The 15,735-nt window shown below is 74.5% G+C and carries 16 protein-coding genes; 14 read left to right on the top strand and 2 right to left on the bottom strand.

Features of this window, described 5'->3' with window-relative positions:
• Positions 1–60 precede the first annotated feature (60 nt).
• From C8D89_RS26210 to C8D89_RS26170, 9 genes are all read left to right on the top strand, one after another.
• On the top strand, positions 61–1,248 hold the full coding sequence (locus tag C8D89_RS26210) for a cytochrome P450 (protein WP_116711084.1): 1,188 nt from the start codon (positions 61–63) through the stop codon (positions 1,246–1,248).
• 43 nt (positions 1,249–1,291) lie between these two features.
• Complete coding sequence (locus C8D89_RS26205; protein ID WP_116711083.1) at positions 1,292–1,495, top strand: ferredoxin; 204 nt, start codon at positions 1,292–1,294, stop codon at positions 1,493–1,495.
• Positions 1,496–1,584: 89 nt separating this feature from the next.
• Positions 1,585–2,763, top strand: coding sequence for a CaiB/BaiF CoA transferase family protein (locus tag C8D89_RS26200; RefSeq protein ID WP_116711082.1), 1,179 nt, complete (start codon positions 1,585–1,587; stop codon positions 2,761–2,763).
• Positions 2,760–3,569, top strand: coding sequence for a citryl-CoA lyase (locus tag C8D89_RS26195; RefSeq protein ID WP_116711081.1), 810 nt, complete (start codon positions 2,760–2,762; stop codon positions 3,567–3,569). Before C8D89_RS26200 ends, C8D89_RS26195 begins: the two co-directional genes overlap by 4 nt.
• Positions 3,570–3,636: 67 nt before the next feature.
• Positions 3,637–4,533, top strand: coding sequence for a dioxygenase family protein (locus tag C8D89_RS26190; RefSeq protein WP_243418393.1), 897 nt, complete (start codon positions 3,637–3,639; stop codon positions 4,531–4,533).
• A 22-nt stretch (positions 4,534–4,555) separates the two neighbouring features.
• Complete coding sequence (locus C8D89_RS26185; protein ID WP_116711079.1) at positions 4,556–5,590, top strand: uroporphyrinogen decarboxylase family protein; 1,035 nt, start codon at positions 4,556–4,558, stop codon at positions 5,588–5,590.
• A 22-nt stretch (positions 5,591–5,612) separates the two neighbouring features.
• Positions 5,613–6,392 (top strand): SDR family NAD(P)-dependent oxidoreductase, encoded by a 780-nt coding sequence (locus tag C8D89_RS26180; protein ID WP_243418392.1) that lies wholly within the window; start codon positions 5,613–5,615, stop codon positions 6,390–6,392.
• A 93-nt stretch (positions 6,393–6,485) separates the two neighbouring features.
• Positions 6,486–6,992: a hypothetical protein gene (locus C8D89_RS26175; RefSeq protein ID WP_116711078.1), complete on the top strand. Its 507-nt coding sequence runs from the start codon at positions 6,486–6,488 to the stop codon at positions 6,990–6,992.
• A gap of 2 nt (positions 6,993–6,994) precedes the next feature.
• Entirely contained in the window at positions 6,995–7,609 is a 615-nt protein-coding gene (locus C8D89_RS26170; RefSeq protein ID WP_116711077.1) for a hypothetical protein, read from the top strand.
• Positions 7,610–7,810: 201 nt separating this feature from the next.
• Here the strand turns inward: C8D89_RS26170 and C8D89_RS26165 are convergent, their stop codons facing one another.
• Together C8D89_RS26165 and C8D89_RS26160 are read right to left on the bottom strand one after the other, a co-directional pair.
• Entirely contained in the window at positions 7,811–8,809 is a 999-nt protein-coding gene (locus C8D89_RS26165) for a PDR/VanB family oxidoreductase (RefSeq protein ID WP_116711076.1), read from the bottom strand.
• A complete protein-coding gene (locus tag C8D89_RS26160; RefSeq protein ID WP_116711075.1) occupies positions 8,806–10,050 on the bottom strand; it encodes an aromatic ring-hydroxylating dioxygenase subunit alpha in 1,245 nt (414 codons plus the stop codon). The genes C8D89_RS26165 and C8D89_RS26160 overlap by 4 nt, the downstream gene beginning before the upstream one ends.
• 148 nt (positions 10,051–10,198) lie before the next feature.
• On the opposite strand from C8D89_RS26160, the gene C8D89_RS26155 reads away from it, so the two are divergent.
• From C8D89_RS26155 to C8D89_RS26135, 5 genes are all read left to right on the top strand, one after another.
• Positions 10,199–11,389 carry a cytochrome P450 gene (locus C8D89_RS26155; protein ID WP_207787443.1) on the top strand — a complete coding sequence of 397 codons (1,191 nt, stop codon included), beginning with the start codon at positions 10,199–10,201 and terminating at the stop codon, positions 11,387–11,389.
• A 164-nt stretch (positions 11,390–11,553) separates the two neighbouring features.
• On the top strand, positions 11,554–12,390 hold the full coding sequence (locus C8D89_RS26150) for an IclR family transcriptional regulator (RefSeq protein ID WP_116711107.1): 837 nt from the start codon (positions 11,554–11,556) through the stop codon (positions 12,388–12,390).
• 52 nt (positions 12,391–12,442) lie between these two features.
• Positions 12,443–13,768, top strand: a complete 1,326-nt coding sequence (locus C8D89_RS26145; protein WP_116711106.1) for an MFS transporter — start codon at positions 12,443–12,445, stop codon at positions 13,766–13,768.
• 114 nt (positions 13,769–13,882) lie between these two features.
• Positions 13,883–14,578, top strand: coding sequence for a GntR family transcriptional regulator (locus C8D89_RS26140; RefSeq protein ID WP_116711073.1), 696 nt, complete (start codon positions 13,883–13,885; stop codon positions 14,576–14,578).
• A gap of 20 nt (positions 14,579–14,598) precedes the next feature.
• Entirely contained in the window at positions 14,599–15,735 is a 1,137-nt protein-coding gene (locus tag C8D89_RS26135) for an acyl-CoA dehydrogenase family protein (protein WP_116711072.1), read from the top strand.

The raw sequence follows: 15,735 nt of genomic DNA, 5'->3' as shown, positions 1-15,735 counted from the left end.
CGGTCGTCGTTCAGCGGACAGGTGTCCGCGCCAGTCGGAGCCCGGGGGACCGCACCGCCGATGACGACCGTGCAGACCACGCCGCAGTACGACGCCGACATCTACACCGACGCCGCCCTCCGGGAGCCCTACGAGCACTACCGGGCCCTGCGTGACCTCGGTCCCGCGGTGTACCTGCGGGCCCACGACGCGTGGGCGGTGGCCCGCTACGACGACGTCAAGCACGTGCTGGCGACGCCGGAGGTGTTCCGGTCGGCCGAGGGGATCGCTCTCAACGAGCCGGCCAACGCGGCGATCCTCGGGTGCACGCTGGCCAGCGACGGCGAGCGGCACGCCCACCTGCGGCGGATCGTGGCGCACCGCCTGACCCCCCGCGCCCTGCGCCCGATGCGCCAGGTCGTCACCGACGCGGCCGACGCCCTCGTCGCCGACCTCGTGGCACGCGGGTCGTTCGACGCGGTCGGCGACCTCGCCCGGGCGCTGCCGCTGTCGATCGTCCCGGACTTCATCGGCTGGCCCGAGGAGGGGCGCGAGCACCTGCTGCGGTGGGCCGGGGCGAACTTCGACTCGTTCGGCCCGCTCAACGCCCGCGCCGAGGCGGCCCTGCCGCAGTGCGGCGAGATGGCCGCCTACGGCGCCGCCCTGGTGCGTGACGGCAACGTGCTGCCCGGCAGCCTGGGGGCGAGCGTGCTCGAGGCGCGTGACCGCGGGGAGGTCACCGACGAGCAGTGCATGATGCTGATGCTCGACTACCTCGCGCCCTCGCTGGACACGACGATCAGCGCCGTCGGCAGCGCGATCTGGCTCTTCGGTACCCACCCGGAGCAGTGGGAGCGCCTCCGTGCCGAGCCCGACCTGGTCGCGAACGCGGTGCAGGAGGTCGTGCGACTCGAGTCGCCCATCCGCGGGTTCGGGCGGCTGGCGGCGGAGGACACCGAGATCGGCGGCGTCGCGGTACCCGCGGGCGCCCGGGTGCTCGTGCTGTACGCGGCGGCCAACCGCGACGAGCGGCACTTCGCCGATCCCGACACGTTCGACGTGGCGCGCCCCGACGCGCTCGAGCAGCTCGGCTTCGGCTTCGGTGAGCACGGGTGCGCCGGGCAGGGCCTCGCCAAGCTCGAGATCCAGGCGTTGCTGACCGCGCTGCTCCGGACGGTCACCCGCTTCGAGCTCGGCGAGCCGGAGCGGGCCCTCAACAACCTGATCCGCGCCTTCGCCTCGGTCCCGGTCACGGTGCACACCGACTGAGCGCCGGCGCGCCACCCCGTCCACCACGTCCAGGGAGCGAGCGATGCGCATCGAGGCGGACTACGACCGGTGCGAGGGTCACGGGCAGTGCGAGGAGCGCGCGCCCGCGATCTTCGAGCTGGACGACGACGGATACCTCACCCACCACTACGAGGGGCAGGACCTGCCCGCCGAGCTCGAGGGCGCCGGCCGCGGTGCGGTCGCGGTCTGCCCGGTCGCGGCGCTGCGCCTCGCCGAGGGGACCTGACGCCCGGGACTTGACGATCTCGGGCGCCGCGAGCAGGCTTCTCGGCGACGGCGGACAGGTGTCCGGCCAGCGGACGGAGGGCGGGACGCATGGTGCAGGAGGACCACCCCGACGCGGTGGCGCGCGGAGGTCCGCTCGCGGGGCTCCTGGTGGCCGACTTCTCGCGGGTGCTCGCCGGGCCCTACGCCACGATGCTGCTGGCGGACCTGGGCGCCGAGGTGGTCAAGGTCGAGTCGCCCCAGGGCGACGAGACGCGCACGTGGATGCCGCCCACGCGGGACGAGACGTCGACCTACTACCTCGGCATCAACCGCGGGAAGCGCTCGGTCGCGCTCGACCTGCGCGACCCGGGGGATGTCGAGCTTGCCAGGGAGCTCGCCCGCCGCGCCGACATCCTCATCGAGAACCTGCGGCCCGGCGGCATGGCCAAGTACGGGCTCGACTACGCCTCGCTCGCCGCCCACAACCCGGGGCTGATCTACGCCTCGATCTCCGGCTTCGGCTCCTCGGGCGGCGCGCACGTCCCGGGCTACGACCTCATGGTCCAGGCCGTGTCGGGGCTGATGAGCCTCACCGGCGACAAGGACGGCCCGCCCTACCGCGCCGGCATCTCGATGTTCGACGTCATGGCGGGCAAGGACGCGCTGATCGGCATCCTCGCCGCGCTGCACCACCGCGACGCCACGGGCCGTGGCCAGCACGTCGAGCTCTCGCTGCTCGCCTCGGCGATGTCGGGGATGGTCAACCAGAGCTCGGCGTACGTCGCCGGCGGCGTCGTGCCGCACCGCATGGGCAACGCGCACCCCAGCGTCGTGCCCTACGAGCCGCTGCCGACCGCCGACAACGACCTCATCGTGGCCGCGGCCAACGACGGCCAGTTCCGCAAGCTGTGCGAGGTGCTCGGCATGCCCGAGCTGGCCGACGACCCGCGCTTCGTGCGCAACGCCGACCGCACCGCGAACCGCGAGGAGCTGCGCCCGATCCTCGTCAAGGCGCTCTCGACGCGCGGCGCGGAGGAGTGGTTCGACCTCATCGTCGCCGCGGGCGTGCCCTGCGGGCCGATCAACTCCGTCGCGGGCGGCTTCGCCATCGCCGAGCGCTTCGGGCTCGATCCGGTCGTCACGGTGGGGGAGGGCGACCGGGCGGTGCCCACCACACGCAACCCCATCCGCTTCTCCGACACCCCGGCGACGTACGAGCTGCCGCCGCCCGAGCTCGACGAGCACGGCGAGGAGCTGCGCCGCTGGCTCTCCGGGGGGCGGGCGTGAGCGAGCAGAGGGAGTACCCCACCGCGCTGGGCGCGTCGTCCCGCGAGACGATCACCCTGCTCGGGCACGATCTCGCGCGGGACGTCATGGGCGAGGTGGGGTTCGGCGAGCTGGCGTTCTGGCTGGCCACCCAGCGCCGCCCGACGCCGGGCGAGACCCGGGTGTTCGAGGCCGTGCTCGCCGCCCTGGCGGACCACGGCTTCACGCCCACCGCGATCATCACGCGGCTGACCCACCTCTCGGCGCCCGACTCCGTGCAGGGGGCGCTCGCCGCGGGCCTGCTCGCCGGCGGCTCGCGGTTCCTCGGCGTCACCGAGGACTGCGGGCGGTTCCTGCACGAGGTGCTCGAACGACAGGAGACCCTGCCCACCGAGGACGCCGGGTGGGACGCGCTGGCGCTGGAGACCGTGCAGCGGCAGCGGGAGGCGAAGCGGTTCGTCCCCGGCCTCGGGCACCACGTGCACAAGGACGGTGACCCCCGCACCCCGCGGCTGATGGAGATCGCCGCGGAGGAGGGCCTCACGGGGCCGCACCTCGCCCTGTTCGCGGCGATCGGGCGGGTGCACCCGCAGGTGCTCGGGCGCACGCTGCCGCTCAACGGCGCCGGCGTCTGCGGGGCGGCGCTGGCCGACCTCGGGCTGCCGCTCGAGCTGCTGCGCGCGTTCGCCCTGCTCGCCCGCACCGCGGGGCTGATCGGCCAGCTCGCCGAGGAGCTGCGCCACCCGGTGGCCAACGACATCTTCCTGTCGGTCGACCTCCGCAACCGGCCCGTGGACCCGGACCCCTACAGCCCCGACGGGCTCTGAGATCGAGGAGGGCGCGATGGCGCACCCGGTCACGCACAGTGTCACTCCGACCGCCACCCCCACCACCGTGACGGAGGAGACGATCACCGATCTCGCCGCCGCCCGCTGGGCCACCGCGCACGACCCGCGCGTCGCCCAGCTGATGAGCTCGCTGGTGCGCCACCTGCACGCGTTCGCCCGCGAGAACGGCCTCACCGAGGCCGAGTGGATGGCCGCGATGCGCTGGCTCACCGAGGTCGGGCAGATCAGCGACGAGAAGCGGGAGGAGTTCATCCTCGCCTCGGACGTGCTCGGCCTGTCCATGCTCGTGGTGCAGCAGAACAACCGCTTCGGCCCGGGCGCGACACCCGCCACCGTGCTGGGTCCGTTCTTCATCGAGGGCTCGCCGGAGCTCGACTTCGGCGGCGACATGTCCGACGGGGTGCCGGGCACCCCGCTCTACGTCCACGGCACCGTCCGCGCGCTGGACGGGACGCCGGTGGGCGGGGCGGTCGTCGACGTCTGGCAGGCCGACGCCGAGGGCGCGTACGAGTCGCAGCTGCCCGAGGTCGACGAGGCCCGCCTGCGGGCGAAGTACACGACCCGCGCCGACGGCACCTACTGCGTGCGCACGATCGCCCCGCTGGGCTACGCGATTCCGATGGACGGCCCCGTCGGCCGCCTGATCTCCCGGACCGAGATCAGCCACTACCGCCCCGCGCACGTGCACTTCCTGCTCAACGTGCCGGGCTACGAGCCACTGATCACGCACCTGTTCCAGGAGGACGCGCCCTACCTCGACAGCGACGTCGTCTTCGGCGTCAAGCGCGAGCTGGTCGTCACGTTCACCGAGCGCGAGCCCGGGCCGACGCCGGACGGCGGCCGCAGCGACGTGCCCTGGTGCGAGGCCGTGTACGACTTCGTCCTCCAGCCGGTATCCGACCAGCCGGTGTCCGACCGGCCCGCGTCCGACCAGCCGTCCTGACCGTCCCGTGACCGGAGGACCCGTGCCCCCGCTTCCCCTGCTGCCGACGTCGCTGGTCGGCAGCTACGCCCAGCCCGACTGGCTCATCGACCGCGGCAGGCTCGCCGGGCGCTTCCCGCCGCGGGTGCGCGCGAAGGAGCTGTGGCGCGTCGCGCCGGAGTTCCTCGCCCAGGCCCAGGACGACGCGACGCTCCTCGCGATCAAGGCGCAGGAGGACGCCGGCCTCGACATCGTCACCGACGGGGAGATCCGGCGCGAGAGCTACTCGAACCACTTCGCGACGGCGCTCGACGGCGTGGACGTCGACAACCCGGGCTCGGCGCCGGACCGCAGCGGGCACCCGAACCCCGTCCCGCGGATCACCGGCCCCATCCACCGGCCGGCGCCGATCCAGGTCGACGACCTGCGCTTCCTGCGCGCCGCCACCGACCGCACGATCAAGATGACCGTGCCCGGGCCGTTCACCATGTCGCAGCAGGCCCAGGACGACCACTACGGCGACCCGGGCGAGGCGGCCCTGGCCTACGCCGCGGCCGTCAACGCCGAGGTGCGCGACCTGTTCGCCGCCGGCGCGGACGTCGTGCAGATCGACGAGCCCTACATGCAGGCCCGCCCGCAGGCCGCGCGGGAGTACGGGCTGGCGGCGCTGAACGCGGCGCTGGAGGGGGTCGAGGGCACCACCGCGGTGCACATCTGCTTCGGGTACGCCGCGATCATCCACGAACGCCCGGAGGGCTACTCGTTCCTGCCCGAGCTGGCCGGCACACCCGTCGACCAGATCTCCATCGAGACCGCGCAGTCGGGCCTCGACCTCGGTGTCCTGCGCGATCTCACCGACAAGACGATCATCCTCGGAGTGCTCGACCTGTCGGACCCGGCGGTCGAGACGCCCGAGACGGTCGCCGACCGCGCGCGCCGGGCCTTCGACCTGCTCCCGCCCGAGCAGCTCGTGCTCGCCCCCGACTGCGGGCTGAAGTACCTGCCCCGGGACGCGGCCTCCGGCAAGATGCGGGCCCTGGCGGGCGGGGCGGCGCTGCTGCGCGCCGAGCGGGGCTGACGCGGCCCGGTAGGTTGCCGCCGTGGCGGGCGCGGAGATCGACCTGACGGGGCGCACGGCGCTCGTGACCGGCGCGGCGTCGGGGATCGGCCGGGCGATCGCCGGGACCCTGACCGCCGCCGGCGCCACCGTGGCGGCCGCCGACCGCGACGCCGAGGGCGTACGCGCGGCCGTGACCGCGCTCGGGGCCGGCGCCACCGCGCACGTCGTCGACCTCGCCGACCCGGCCGCCGTGCTGGCGCTGCGCGACGAGGTCGTCGCGCAGCACGGTCCACCGCACGTCCTCGTCCACGCCGCGGGCTTCGACCGCGTCGAGCCGTTCATGGCCGGCGACGACGCGCTGTGGACGCAGCTCACGGCAGTGAACTTCCTCGGCCCGGTGCGCCTGTCCCACGCGGTGCTGACCAGCGTGCTCGCCGCCGGTCCGGATGCCGGTTCGGGTGCCGGGCGGTCGCTGCGCATCGTCACGATCGCGAGCGACGCCGGCCGCGTCGGCAGCCTCGGCGAGACCGTGTACGCCGGCACCAAGGGCGGGGTCATCGCGTTCACGAAGTCGCTGGCGCGCGAGATGGCGCGCCACGGCATCACCGTGAACTGCGTGTGTCCCGGGCCCACCGACACCCCGCTGCTCGCTTCGCTGCCCGAGAAGGTGCGCGAGGGGCTGGTCCGCGCGATCCCGTTCCGCCGCGTCGCGCAGCCGTCCGAGATCGCCGACGCCGTGCTGTTCTTCGCCTCCGACCGCGCGGCCTACGTCACCGGACAGGTCCTGTCGGTCAGCGGCGGCCTGACGATGGCGGACTGATCAGCGAACCCCTTCCGGTGATCGAGTCCGGCGCGGAACGGGTACCAGGGCTACTCACGCGTACTTCTCACGCGTCGAAGCGAGGAGGAGCCCATGGCCGACCCGGCCGAGTCGAACAAGGCGACGCGCGCGGGCCAGCGCATCGCCGGCGCCGTGAAGCAGGCCGCCGGCGCGATCAGCGACAACCAGGATCTGCGGGCCGAGGGCGAGCTGCAGCAGGAGAAGGCCGACGCCGCGAAGGAGGCGCACCGGGCCGACGAGCTCGCGCAGCAGAAGCGCGAGGAGGCCGAGGCCCGCGCGAAGGAGGAGGAACTCCGGGTCGAGCGCGAGCGGCTGGCGACCGAGGACGCCGCGAGTGCCCGCGAGGAGCGCGCCGAGCAGGACCGCGACCGCGAGCAGCAGGCGGCCGCGCAGGACACGGGGGTGCGCAAGCAGGCCACCGAGCAGGTCGCGCAGGCCCGCGAGCAGGAGCTGCGGCGCGACGAGGTCGACGCCGCGGCGGAGCGCGCCGCCGCCGAGCAGCGCGCCCGGGACGAGGAAGTCCGAGCCGAACGTGCCCGCCGCGATGCGGAGGTGCTCGAGAACGTGGAGGAGTCGTAGCGATGGCGAACCCGGTGGCGGCCGTGCCGCGGACGCTGGTGTCGGTCGGTTTCGGCGTGGCCCGGGTGCCGGTGAGCCTGCTGGCACAGGTCACGGGCAACGGGAACAACCGCGAGTGGGGTCCGACGCTGGCCTTCGACTCCGTCGAGGCGACGGTGCGCCAGGTCCTGGGCTCGGTGCTCGGCGACCCGGAGCTCGCCGGTCAGGGCCACGTGCAGGACGCGCGCGTGCGGCAGCGCAGCGAGGCCGCGGAGCGCGAGCAGGCGGCCGACGCACGCCGCGAGGTGGCCGACGACCGCCTGGAGGAGCGGCGTGAGGCCGACCAGCAGCAGCGCGAGCAGGTGCGCTCCCAGAAGCAGGGGCAGCAGCAGCGCCTCGAGGAGGAGCGTCGGCAGCGCGCCCGCAAGGCCGAGGAGCGCGAACAGCAGCGCAAGGAGCAGGCCGAGCGCGACCGCGAGCAGGCGCACGAGCGGATCGACGAGGACGCGCACGAGGCGCGCCGCACACGGGTGGCCGAGGAGTCCGAGGCGGTGGCCGCCGAGCGCGAGGCGGCCGAGAAGAAGGCCGAGGCGCTCGAGCTCGCGGAGGCCGCCGACGAGGCGCGCCGTCGTCGCTGAGCCGGCGGGTGCTGGTACGACGTCCGCCGCCGTGGGCGGGGCGCGGCGTACCGGAGGCTCGACGACGAGCACCTCGCCCACGCCGTGGCCCGGGGCGAGCGGCTGCTCGTCGAGGGCGACCCGCTGCTGCGCGAGCTGGATGCCCGGTCGCCGGCGTGGCGGGGCAAGCCGGCCGAAGCGTCGAGCGGCGTGCGGAGGCGGTCAGGGCCGGTAGCCGGTGTCGATCGCGAGACGCCCGCCCACGGCGCGGGAGACGCAGGCGCACAGCCGGGTCGAGTCCTCCCGCTCGGCCGCGTCGAGGAAGACGTCGCGGTGGTCGACGACGGGCTGCCCGTCGGTGGAGCGCCCCAGCACCCGCACCGTGCACAGCCCGCACTCCCCGCGCAGGCAGTCCCACACCATCCCCACCCCGGCGTCGTGCAGGGCGCCGAGCAGGGTGCGGTCCCGGGGGACGTGCACGGTCAGGCCGTGGTCGCGGACCTCGACGTCGAACGGCTCGGTGGGGTGGCGCCCGGCCGTACCGAACGTCTCGGTGCGCAGCCGCCGTGGGGGCCGTCCCTGCGCCTCCCAGCACGCCCGTACGGCGTCGGTCAGCCGCGGCGGCCCGCACAGGTAGGCCTCGCCGTCGGCGTGGAGGGCCGCGACCTCGGCGGCGAGGTCGAGCCGCTCGCCGTCCTCGCCGGCCGCGGTGACGACGGCGTCGTCGCCGAGCAGGGCGCGCAGGTGCTCGACGAAGGGCATTGCGGCGCGGCGGCGCCCGGCGTAGGCCAGGCGCACCGGCGCCTGGTGGGGATGGCGCCGGGCGAGGACCTCGGCCATCCCCACCAGCGGGGTGATGCCGATGCCCCCGGCAACGAGGAGGTAGCCGGGGCGCCGCGGGTCGAGCTCGAAGTGGCTGGTGGGGTGACGCAGCTCGAGGCGGTCGCCGGCGGCGAGCCCGTGCACCCGGCGCGAGCCGCCGCGGCTCTCGGGCAGCAGCTTCACCGCGATCCGGTACGCGCCGTCGTCGGGCGCGGCGCCCACCACCGAGTACGACCGCACCACCGGCAGCCCGTCGACCTCGAGGGCGAGGTCGAGGTGGCTGCCCGGCGGGTAGGGGCGGGCACCGTCGTCGGGCACGAGCTCGACCTGGCGCACCTCGTCGGCGACGGCCCGCACCGCGCGGACCGTGGCGGGCACGAACGTCCCAGCGCCGCTCACGACCCGCTCCGCGCGCGCTCGGCCTCCGCCCGGGCCCGCGCCACCTCGCGCTCCGCGCCGTCGCCCGCGTCGTTCCGGTGGTGCTCGGCGATGTCGCGCGCGGCCCGGTCACCGGCCTCGGCGTAGGACGGGTCCTCCGCGGCGAGCATCAGGTCGATCATGCGACGCGCCCACATGGCACCGCCGTCGATGTTGAGGTTGTAGAAGTCCTTCTCGGGGTGCGCGTCGATGGCGCGCTGCTGGGCGGCGAGCACCTCCTCGTCCTCGGCGAACACGCCCGAGACGCCGTCGCGCAGCAGCGTGGTGATCCGCTGGTCGGTCAGCGCGTAGTTCCGCGCGAAGGCCCAGAAGTAGTGGGTGGAGGTGGGCGACTCCGGGGTCATCGTGTTGAGGACGAAGCCGTTCACGCCCGCCGAGCGGTCACCCTCGGGGGCGCCGGTGCCGGTCGGGGCGACGCCGACGTCGATGGCGATGGTCGACGGCGGGGTGAAGTGGATGATCTGCCAGCGGTCGACGTTGCCCGCGGGAGCCCCGCGCCACTCCAGCTGCCGGGCCCAGAACGGCGGCGCCTCGACGTCGATCATCCAGCGGGTCACGGTGACCGTGCCCCTGCCGTGGGTGACCTCGAACGGCGACTCGGCCACCGAGCGGTGCCCGATGCTGCCGCCGTGCACGAACGTCTCGTGGGTGAGGTCCATGAGGTTGTCGACGATCAGCTTGTAGCTGCAGTCGACGTGGATGAGCCGCCCGTCGCCGGCCCACGCGGGGTCGTCGTTCCAGTGCAGGTCCGGGATCGTTGCCGGGTCGGCGTCGGCGGGGTCGCCGGTCCAGACCCAGACGAAGCGGTGCCGCTCCACCACCGGGTACGAGCGCACCCGCGCCGACGGGTTGACGGTCTTCTGCGAGGGCATGAACGTGCACCGGCCGTCGGCGTCGTAGCGCAGACCGTGGTAGCCGCACATGACCTCGTCGCCGAGCAGCGTGCCCTCCGAGAGCGGCAGCAGGCGGTGCCAGCAGGCGTTCTCGAGCGCCCGTGCCTCGCCCGACGGCGTGCGGAAGAGCACGAGGGACGCGCCGGCCACCGTCCGGGGGAGCAGGTGCGCGCCCACTTCGACGTCGTAGGCGGCGGCGTACCAGGCGGCGCGGGGCCACTCGCGGCGGGCGAAGGTGTCGGGGGCGGCCCGCAGGGGCTGGGCGGGTGCAGCGGTCGCGGTCGGCCCAGGGGGTGTGGTCGTGGTCACGGGCACTCCTCGGGTGGTGCGGTGCCGGACAGCGGTTGGGGCGAGGGTGCGGACGGCGCGCCCGTGCCCGCCACGCCGTCTCCCGGCATGCGGGAGATCGGCTCCGGCGGCCTGCCCGACGCCCGGTGCCGGTGGTTCCCTTCACGCCGTGGTGGAGCTCGACGTGGACCCGTTCGCCCTCGACGTCCTCGCCGACCCCGTCCCGACCGACACCGCGGTCCGCGAGGCCGCCCCGCTCGTGTGGCTGCCCGCGCACCGGGTGTGGGCCGCCGGGCGGCACGCGGACGTCGCCGCGATCTTCCGCGACTGGTCGACGTGGTCGTCCGCGGCCGGCACCGGGCTCGCCGACATCCGCCGCGGCGAGGGCTGGCGGCCGCCGAGCGTGCTGCTCGACGCCGACCCGCCCGCCCACACGGCCGCTCGCCGCGTGATGAACAAGGTCCTGGCGCCGCGCGCGCTGGCGGGGCTCGCCGGGCGCTTCGCCGCCGTCGCGGAGCGCGTCGTCGACGACGCCGTCGCCGCCTCCCGGTCCGACGGCGCGGTCGACGCGGCGACCGTCCTGGCCGAGCGCTTCCCGATGACCGTCCTGCCCGACGCGGTCGGGATGGCCCCGGAGGGCCGGGAGCACCTGCTGCCCTACGCGGCCCTGAACTTCGAGTCGATGGGGCCGCACAACCAGCTGCGGGCCGAGGCCGAGCGGCGGGCCGGCGGGGCGCGGGAGTACGTGGCCTGGCAGATGCGGCGCGAGGCCCTCACCGAGGGCGGGATCGGCGCCGCCGTCTACGCCTACGCCGACGCCGGCGACATCTCCGCCGACGACGCCGCACTGCTCGTCCGCTCGTTCCTGTCGGCCGGCATCGACACGACGATCCTCGCGCTGGCCTCGGCGATCCACGAGCTCGCCCGCCGGCCCGCGCAGTGGGACGCGCTGCACGCCGACCCCGGCCTCGCGCGGGCGGCCTTCGAGGAGGGGCTGCGCCTGCACACCCCGAGCCCGGTCATCGGCCGCACGGCGACCCGCGAGGTCACCCTCGGGGACGACGTCGTCCGCCCCGACGAGAAGCTGCTCCTGATGCTGGGCGCGGCGAACCGGGACCCGCGGCGATGCGAGGCGCCCGACGACTACGACCTGCACCGCGGTGCGACGGGGCACACCGCGTTCGGTGGCGGCGTGCACAACTGCGTGGGCCAGGTGATCGCGCGGATGGAGGCCGAGGCGCTGCTGGGCGCCCTCGCGAGCCGGGTCGCGCGGATCGCACCGGCGGGGGAGTCGCGGCCCCGTCTCTCGAACTGGCTGCGCGGGTTCGCGACGGTGCCGGTGCGCCTGGTGGCCGCCTGAACGGTGCGCCATCGGCCTTCCGCCATCCGGAAACCGCGGTTGGTCGCGCGGCGTGACGGCTCGCACACTCCGGCGATCCCGTGCCCGGAACGTTCGGTTCCGGGCGCCCGCCGCCGACGCGAGGAGTGGGCGGCGGGAGTGCCGCCGACGTCACCGGAGGGGACATGGCCGTCACGCGCCCCGGGGGCCCCGTCGACGGATCCTCGCCGGACGCCGTGTCGATCGCGGTCCCGGAGCGCGCCTCGACCGGGCCGGTCGTGGCCCGGGCGCTGCGCCTGCTCGAGGCGTTCTCCGACGAGCGCCCGACGCTGACCCTGAGCGAGATCTCCCGGCGGTCCGGGGTGCCGCTGTCGACGGCCCACCGTCTCGTCGCCGCGCTCGAGACCTGGGGCGCGGTCGAGCGCGATCCCGCCGGGCGCTACCAGGTGGGCCTGCGGCTCTGGGAGGTCGGCGCGCTCGCCCCGCGCGGCCCCGGGCTCCGGGAGCGCGCCCTGCCCTACCTCGAGGACCTGTGCGCGGTGACGCGCGAGAACGTGCAGCTCGCGGTGCGCGAGGACGACGAGATCGTCTACGTCGAGCGCCTCGCCGGCACCCAGGCGGTCGGGGTGCACATCCGGGTCGGCGGCCGGTGGGCCATGACCGCCACCGGCGTCGGGCTCGTCCTGCTCGCGCACGCGCCGCCGGACGTCGTCGAGCGCGTCCTCGAGGGGCCGTTCACGCGGCACACCCCCTGGACGCTCACCGACCCCGCCCGTATCCGGGAGACCCTCGCCGCCGTGCGCACGCGGGGCTACGCCGTGAGCGAGCGCCAGATCACCAGCGACGCGACGTCGGTCGCCGCACCGGTCCGCGACGCCACCGGCGAGGTCGTGGCCGCGCTGTCGGTCGTGGCGCACCACGGCAACCCGCCGGTCTCGGTGCTCGCGCCGCTGGTGCGCACGAGCGCGGGTGGGGTCTCCCACGCGCTCGCCGCCGGCCGGCGCCCTCGCCGACCCCGCTGACGACCCCGCCGACGACCCCGCACGACCACCGAACCCGTTCTGGAGGGCCCCCATGGCCACGTCCCCACCCGCATCCCCGGAGCGATCCGGGCGCGAGGTCCGCAAGGTCGCGTTCGCGAGCCTCGTGGGCACGTCGATCGAGTGGTACGACTTCTACATCTACGGCCTCGCCGCCGTGACGGTCTTCGCGCCGCAGTTCTTCCCGCAGACCTCGACGTTCACCGGGACGCTCGCCGCGTTCGCGACCTTCGCGGTCGGCTTCGTCGCGCGGCCGATCGGCGGCGTCGTCTTCGGGCACCTCGGCGACCGCATCGGGCGCAAGGCCACGCTGGTCACCACGCTCGTGACCATGGGTGTGGCGACGACGCTGATCGGCCTGCTGCCCACCTACGCGACCATCGGAGTGCTCGCGCCCGTGCTGCTCGTGGTGCTGCGCCTCGTGCAGGGCTTCGCGGTGGGCGGCGAGTGGGGTGGTGCCGTGCTCATCTCGGTGGAGCACGCGCCGGAGTCGAAGCGCGGCTTCTACGGCAGCTTCCCCCAGCTCGGCGTGCCGATCGGGCTCATCGCGTCCAACGCGGCGTTCCTGGTGCTGGCCGCCGCGATGCCCGCCGAGGCGTTCGCGTCCTGGGGCTGGCGCATCCCGTTCCTGGCGAGCGCCCTGCTCGTCGGCGTCGGGCTCTACGTGCGGCTGCAGATCGAGGAGAGCTCCGAGTTCGTCGCCGTGAAGCGCACCGGCTCGATGGCGCTGCCGCTCGCGTCCGTGCTGCGCCATCACTTCCCGCAGGTGCTGTGCGGCATCGCGATGTTCACCGGCATCACGGGCATCGGCTACATGGCCGCGACGTACTCCATCCAGTACGGCAACTCGCAGCTCGGGCTCCCGCGGGCCGCGCTCATCGCGATCGTGCTCGTCGTGGCGGTGCTCGAGGTGCCGATCATCCTGTGGTTCTCCGCGAGGGCGGACCGCTGGGGCCTCAGCCGCACGATCGTCGCCGGCAGCATCGCCACCGCCGTGGTGGCCGCGGTGTTCCTGCCGCTGCTCGCGACGGGCTCGCTCGTGCTCATCGCCCTGGCTGTGGCCGGCGCCCGCTGGGCCTCGGCCCCGATGTGGGGGCCGTCGGCCGCGCTCGCCGCGCAGTGCTACCCCACCGAGGTCCGCTACAGCGGCGCGTCGGTGGGCTACCAGCTCGGCTCGATCGTCGGTGGCGCCCTCGCCCCGATCTTCACGACGCTGCTGCTCGCCTCGCCGCTGGGCATCGTCGGCGCCTCGGGCTATCTCGTGCTCATCACCGTGCTGACCGGCGTCGGGGCGGTCGTCGCCGCCCGCTTCACGCGACGTCGGCAGGCCGCGGTGACCGGGGAGGCCCGCGTCGCCTGACCCGGAGATCACCAGGCCGGAACGTACCTCGCGAGCACCTCGTGAGGTGCGTTCCGGCCTGCTGATCTCTCGCGTCACCTGGTCGCGACAAATCCCATAGGATATCGTCAACCGGTGAGCGATTCCGGCACGGCGCTGCTCGGGGACGCTCCGGCGCTGCCCGAGCGGGTGGCCCTGCTGCTGCGCGAGCGGATCCTCTCCGGGGGCCTGCGTCCCGGGACGTTCCTGCGGCCCGACCGGCTCGCCGTCGATCTCGGCGTGAGCCCCACGCCCGTGCGCGAGGCGCTGCAGGCCCTGCGCGCCGACGACATGGTGCGGGCGCTGCCGCGACGCGGCTTCGTCGTCGCGCCGCTGGACCGGGGCGACGTCGCGGACCTGTTCGCCGTTCAGGCGCACCTCACCGGCGAGCTCGCGGCGCGCGCGGCCGGGGCCCTCGACGCCGGCGGACTGGCCGGGCTGCAGGGCCTCGCTGCCGAGGTCGACGCGCTGATCGAGGAGCCCGGGGGCGAGGACCTCGCCCTCGCCGGGGCCGAGCACCGGTTCCACGCGGCTCTCAACCGTGCGGCGGGCGCCCGCAAGCTCGCGTGGCTCGTCGGGCGGGCCGCGCACTACCTGCCGCCGCGCTTCTACACCGACCGCCGCGCCTGGCGCACCGCCACGGTCGACGCCCACCGGCGCCTGCTCGCGGCGCTGGCCGCGGGCGACGCCGACACCGCACGGGCGGCGATGGAGGCCCACGTCCTCGACGGGCGTGACCTCCTCGTGGCCCACCTGGAGGCCGTCGGCTTCTGGGGCGCCGACGAGCACTGACGAGAACCGGAGGACCGACGATGCCCGTCACCCTGACCGAGGAGCAGCAGGACCTCGCGCACGCCATCGGCGAGTTCGCCCGGCGCGAGGTGCCCGACAAGGCGCGGCGCGACGAGCTGACCGCCGAGGGCCCGCACTCGATGGAGATCTACCGCAAGATGGCGGAGCAGGGCTGGCTCGGCATCGCGTTGCCGGAGGCGTACGGCGGGTCGGGCGGGTCGATGACCGACCTGCTCGTCTTCCTCGAGGAGACCTCGTACCACCAGATCCCCATCGGCGGCTTCGGCACGACGATCATCACCGCGGCCGCCCTCGAGCGCAGCGGGTCCGAGGAGCAGAAGCAGCGGTTGCTCGGCGACGTCGTGAACGGCGAGCTGCTGGCGATCTCGATGTCCGAGCCCGGCGCGGGCTCCGACGTCGGCGGCCTGACGTGCAAGGCCGAGAAGACCGAGGACGGCTGGGTGGTCAACGGCCAGAAGACGTGGTGCTCCAACGCCCACATCTCGTCGCACATCCTGCTCGTCGCGCGCACCTCGACCGAGGGCGGCAAGCACGACGGCCTGACGATGTTCATGGTGCCCACCGACGCGGAGGGGCTGGAGATCCACGGCATCGAGACCATGGGCGGCAAGGAGGTCAACGACCTCTACTTCACCGACTGCCACCTGCCCGCCGACGCCGTCGTCGGCGCCGAGGGGCAGGGTTGGCGCCAGCTCATGGCCGGGCTGAACCTCGAGCGCATGATCCTCGCCGGGCTCATGCTCGGGCTCGCACGCCGCGCGTTCGACGACACGCTCGCCTACGTCAAGGAGCGCAAGCAGTTCGGGCGGCCCGTCGGCAGCTTCCAGGCGATGCGCCACCGGATCGCCGACAACGCCACGGAGCTCGCGTGCACGAAGCTCCTCGTGCACGACACGGCCCGCACGATCGACGAGAACCCGGGGGCGCTGTTCCCGCGCGAGGCGTCGATGGCGAAGCTCAAGGCCACCGAGCTGGCCAAGCACCTCTCGCTCGAGGGCATGCAGATGCTCGGCGGCTACGGCTACGCCACCGAGTACGGCATGGAGCGGCTGCTGCGCCAGAGCGTGGTCTCCACCGTCTACGGCGGCACGAGCGAGATCCAGCGCGACATCATCGGCAAGACCCTGGGCCTGTAG

It is taken from the genome of Actinomycetospora cinnamomea (assembly GCF_003096675.1).
Lineage (GTDB): Bacteria > Actinomycetota > Actinomycetes > Mycobacteriales > Pseudonocardiaceae > Actinomycetospora > Actinomycetospora cinnamomea.
The sequence above is the reverse complement of the archived record's forward strand: the minus strand, read 5'-3'. Positions and strand labels throughout refer to the sequence as shown.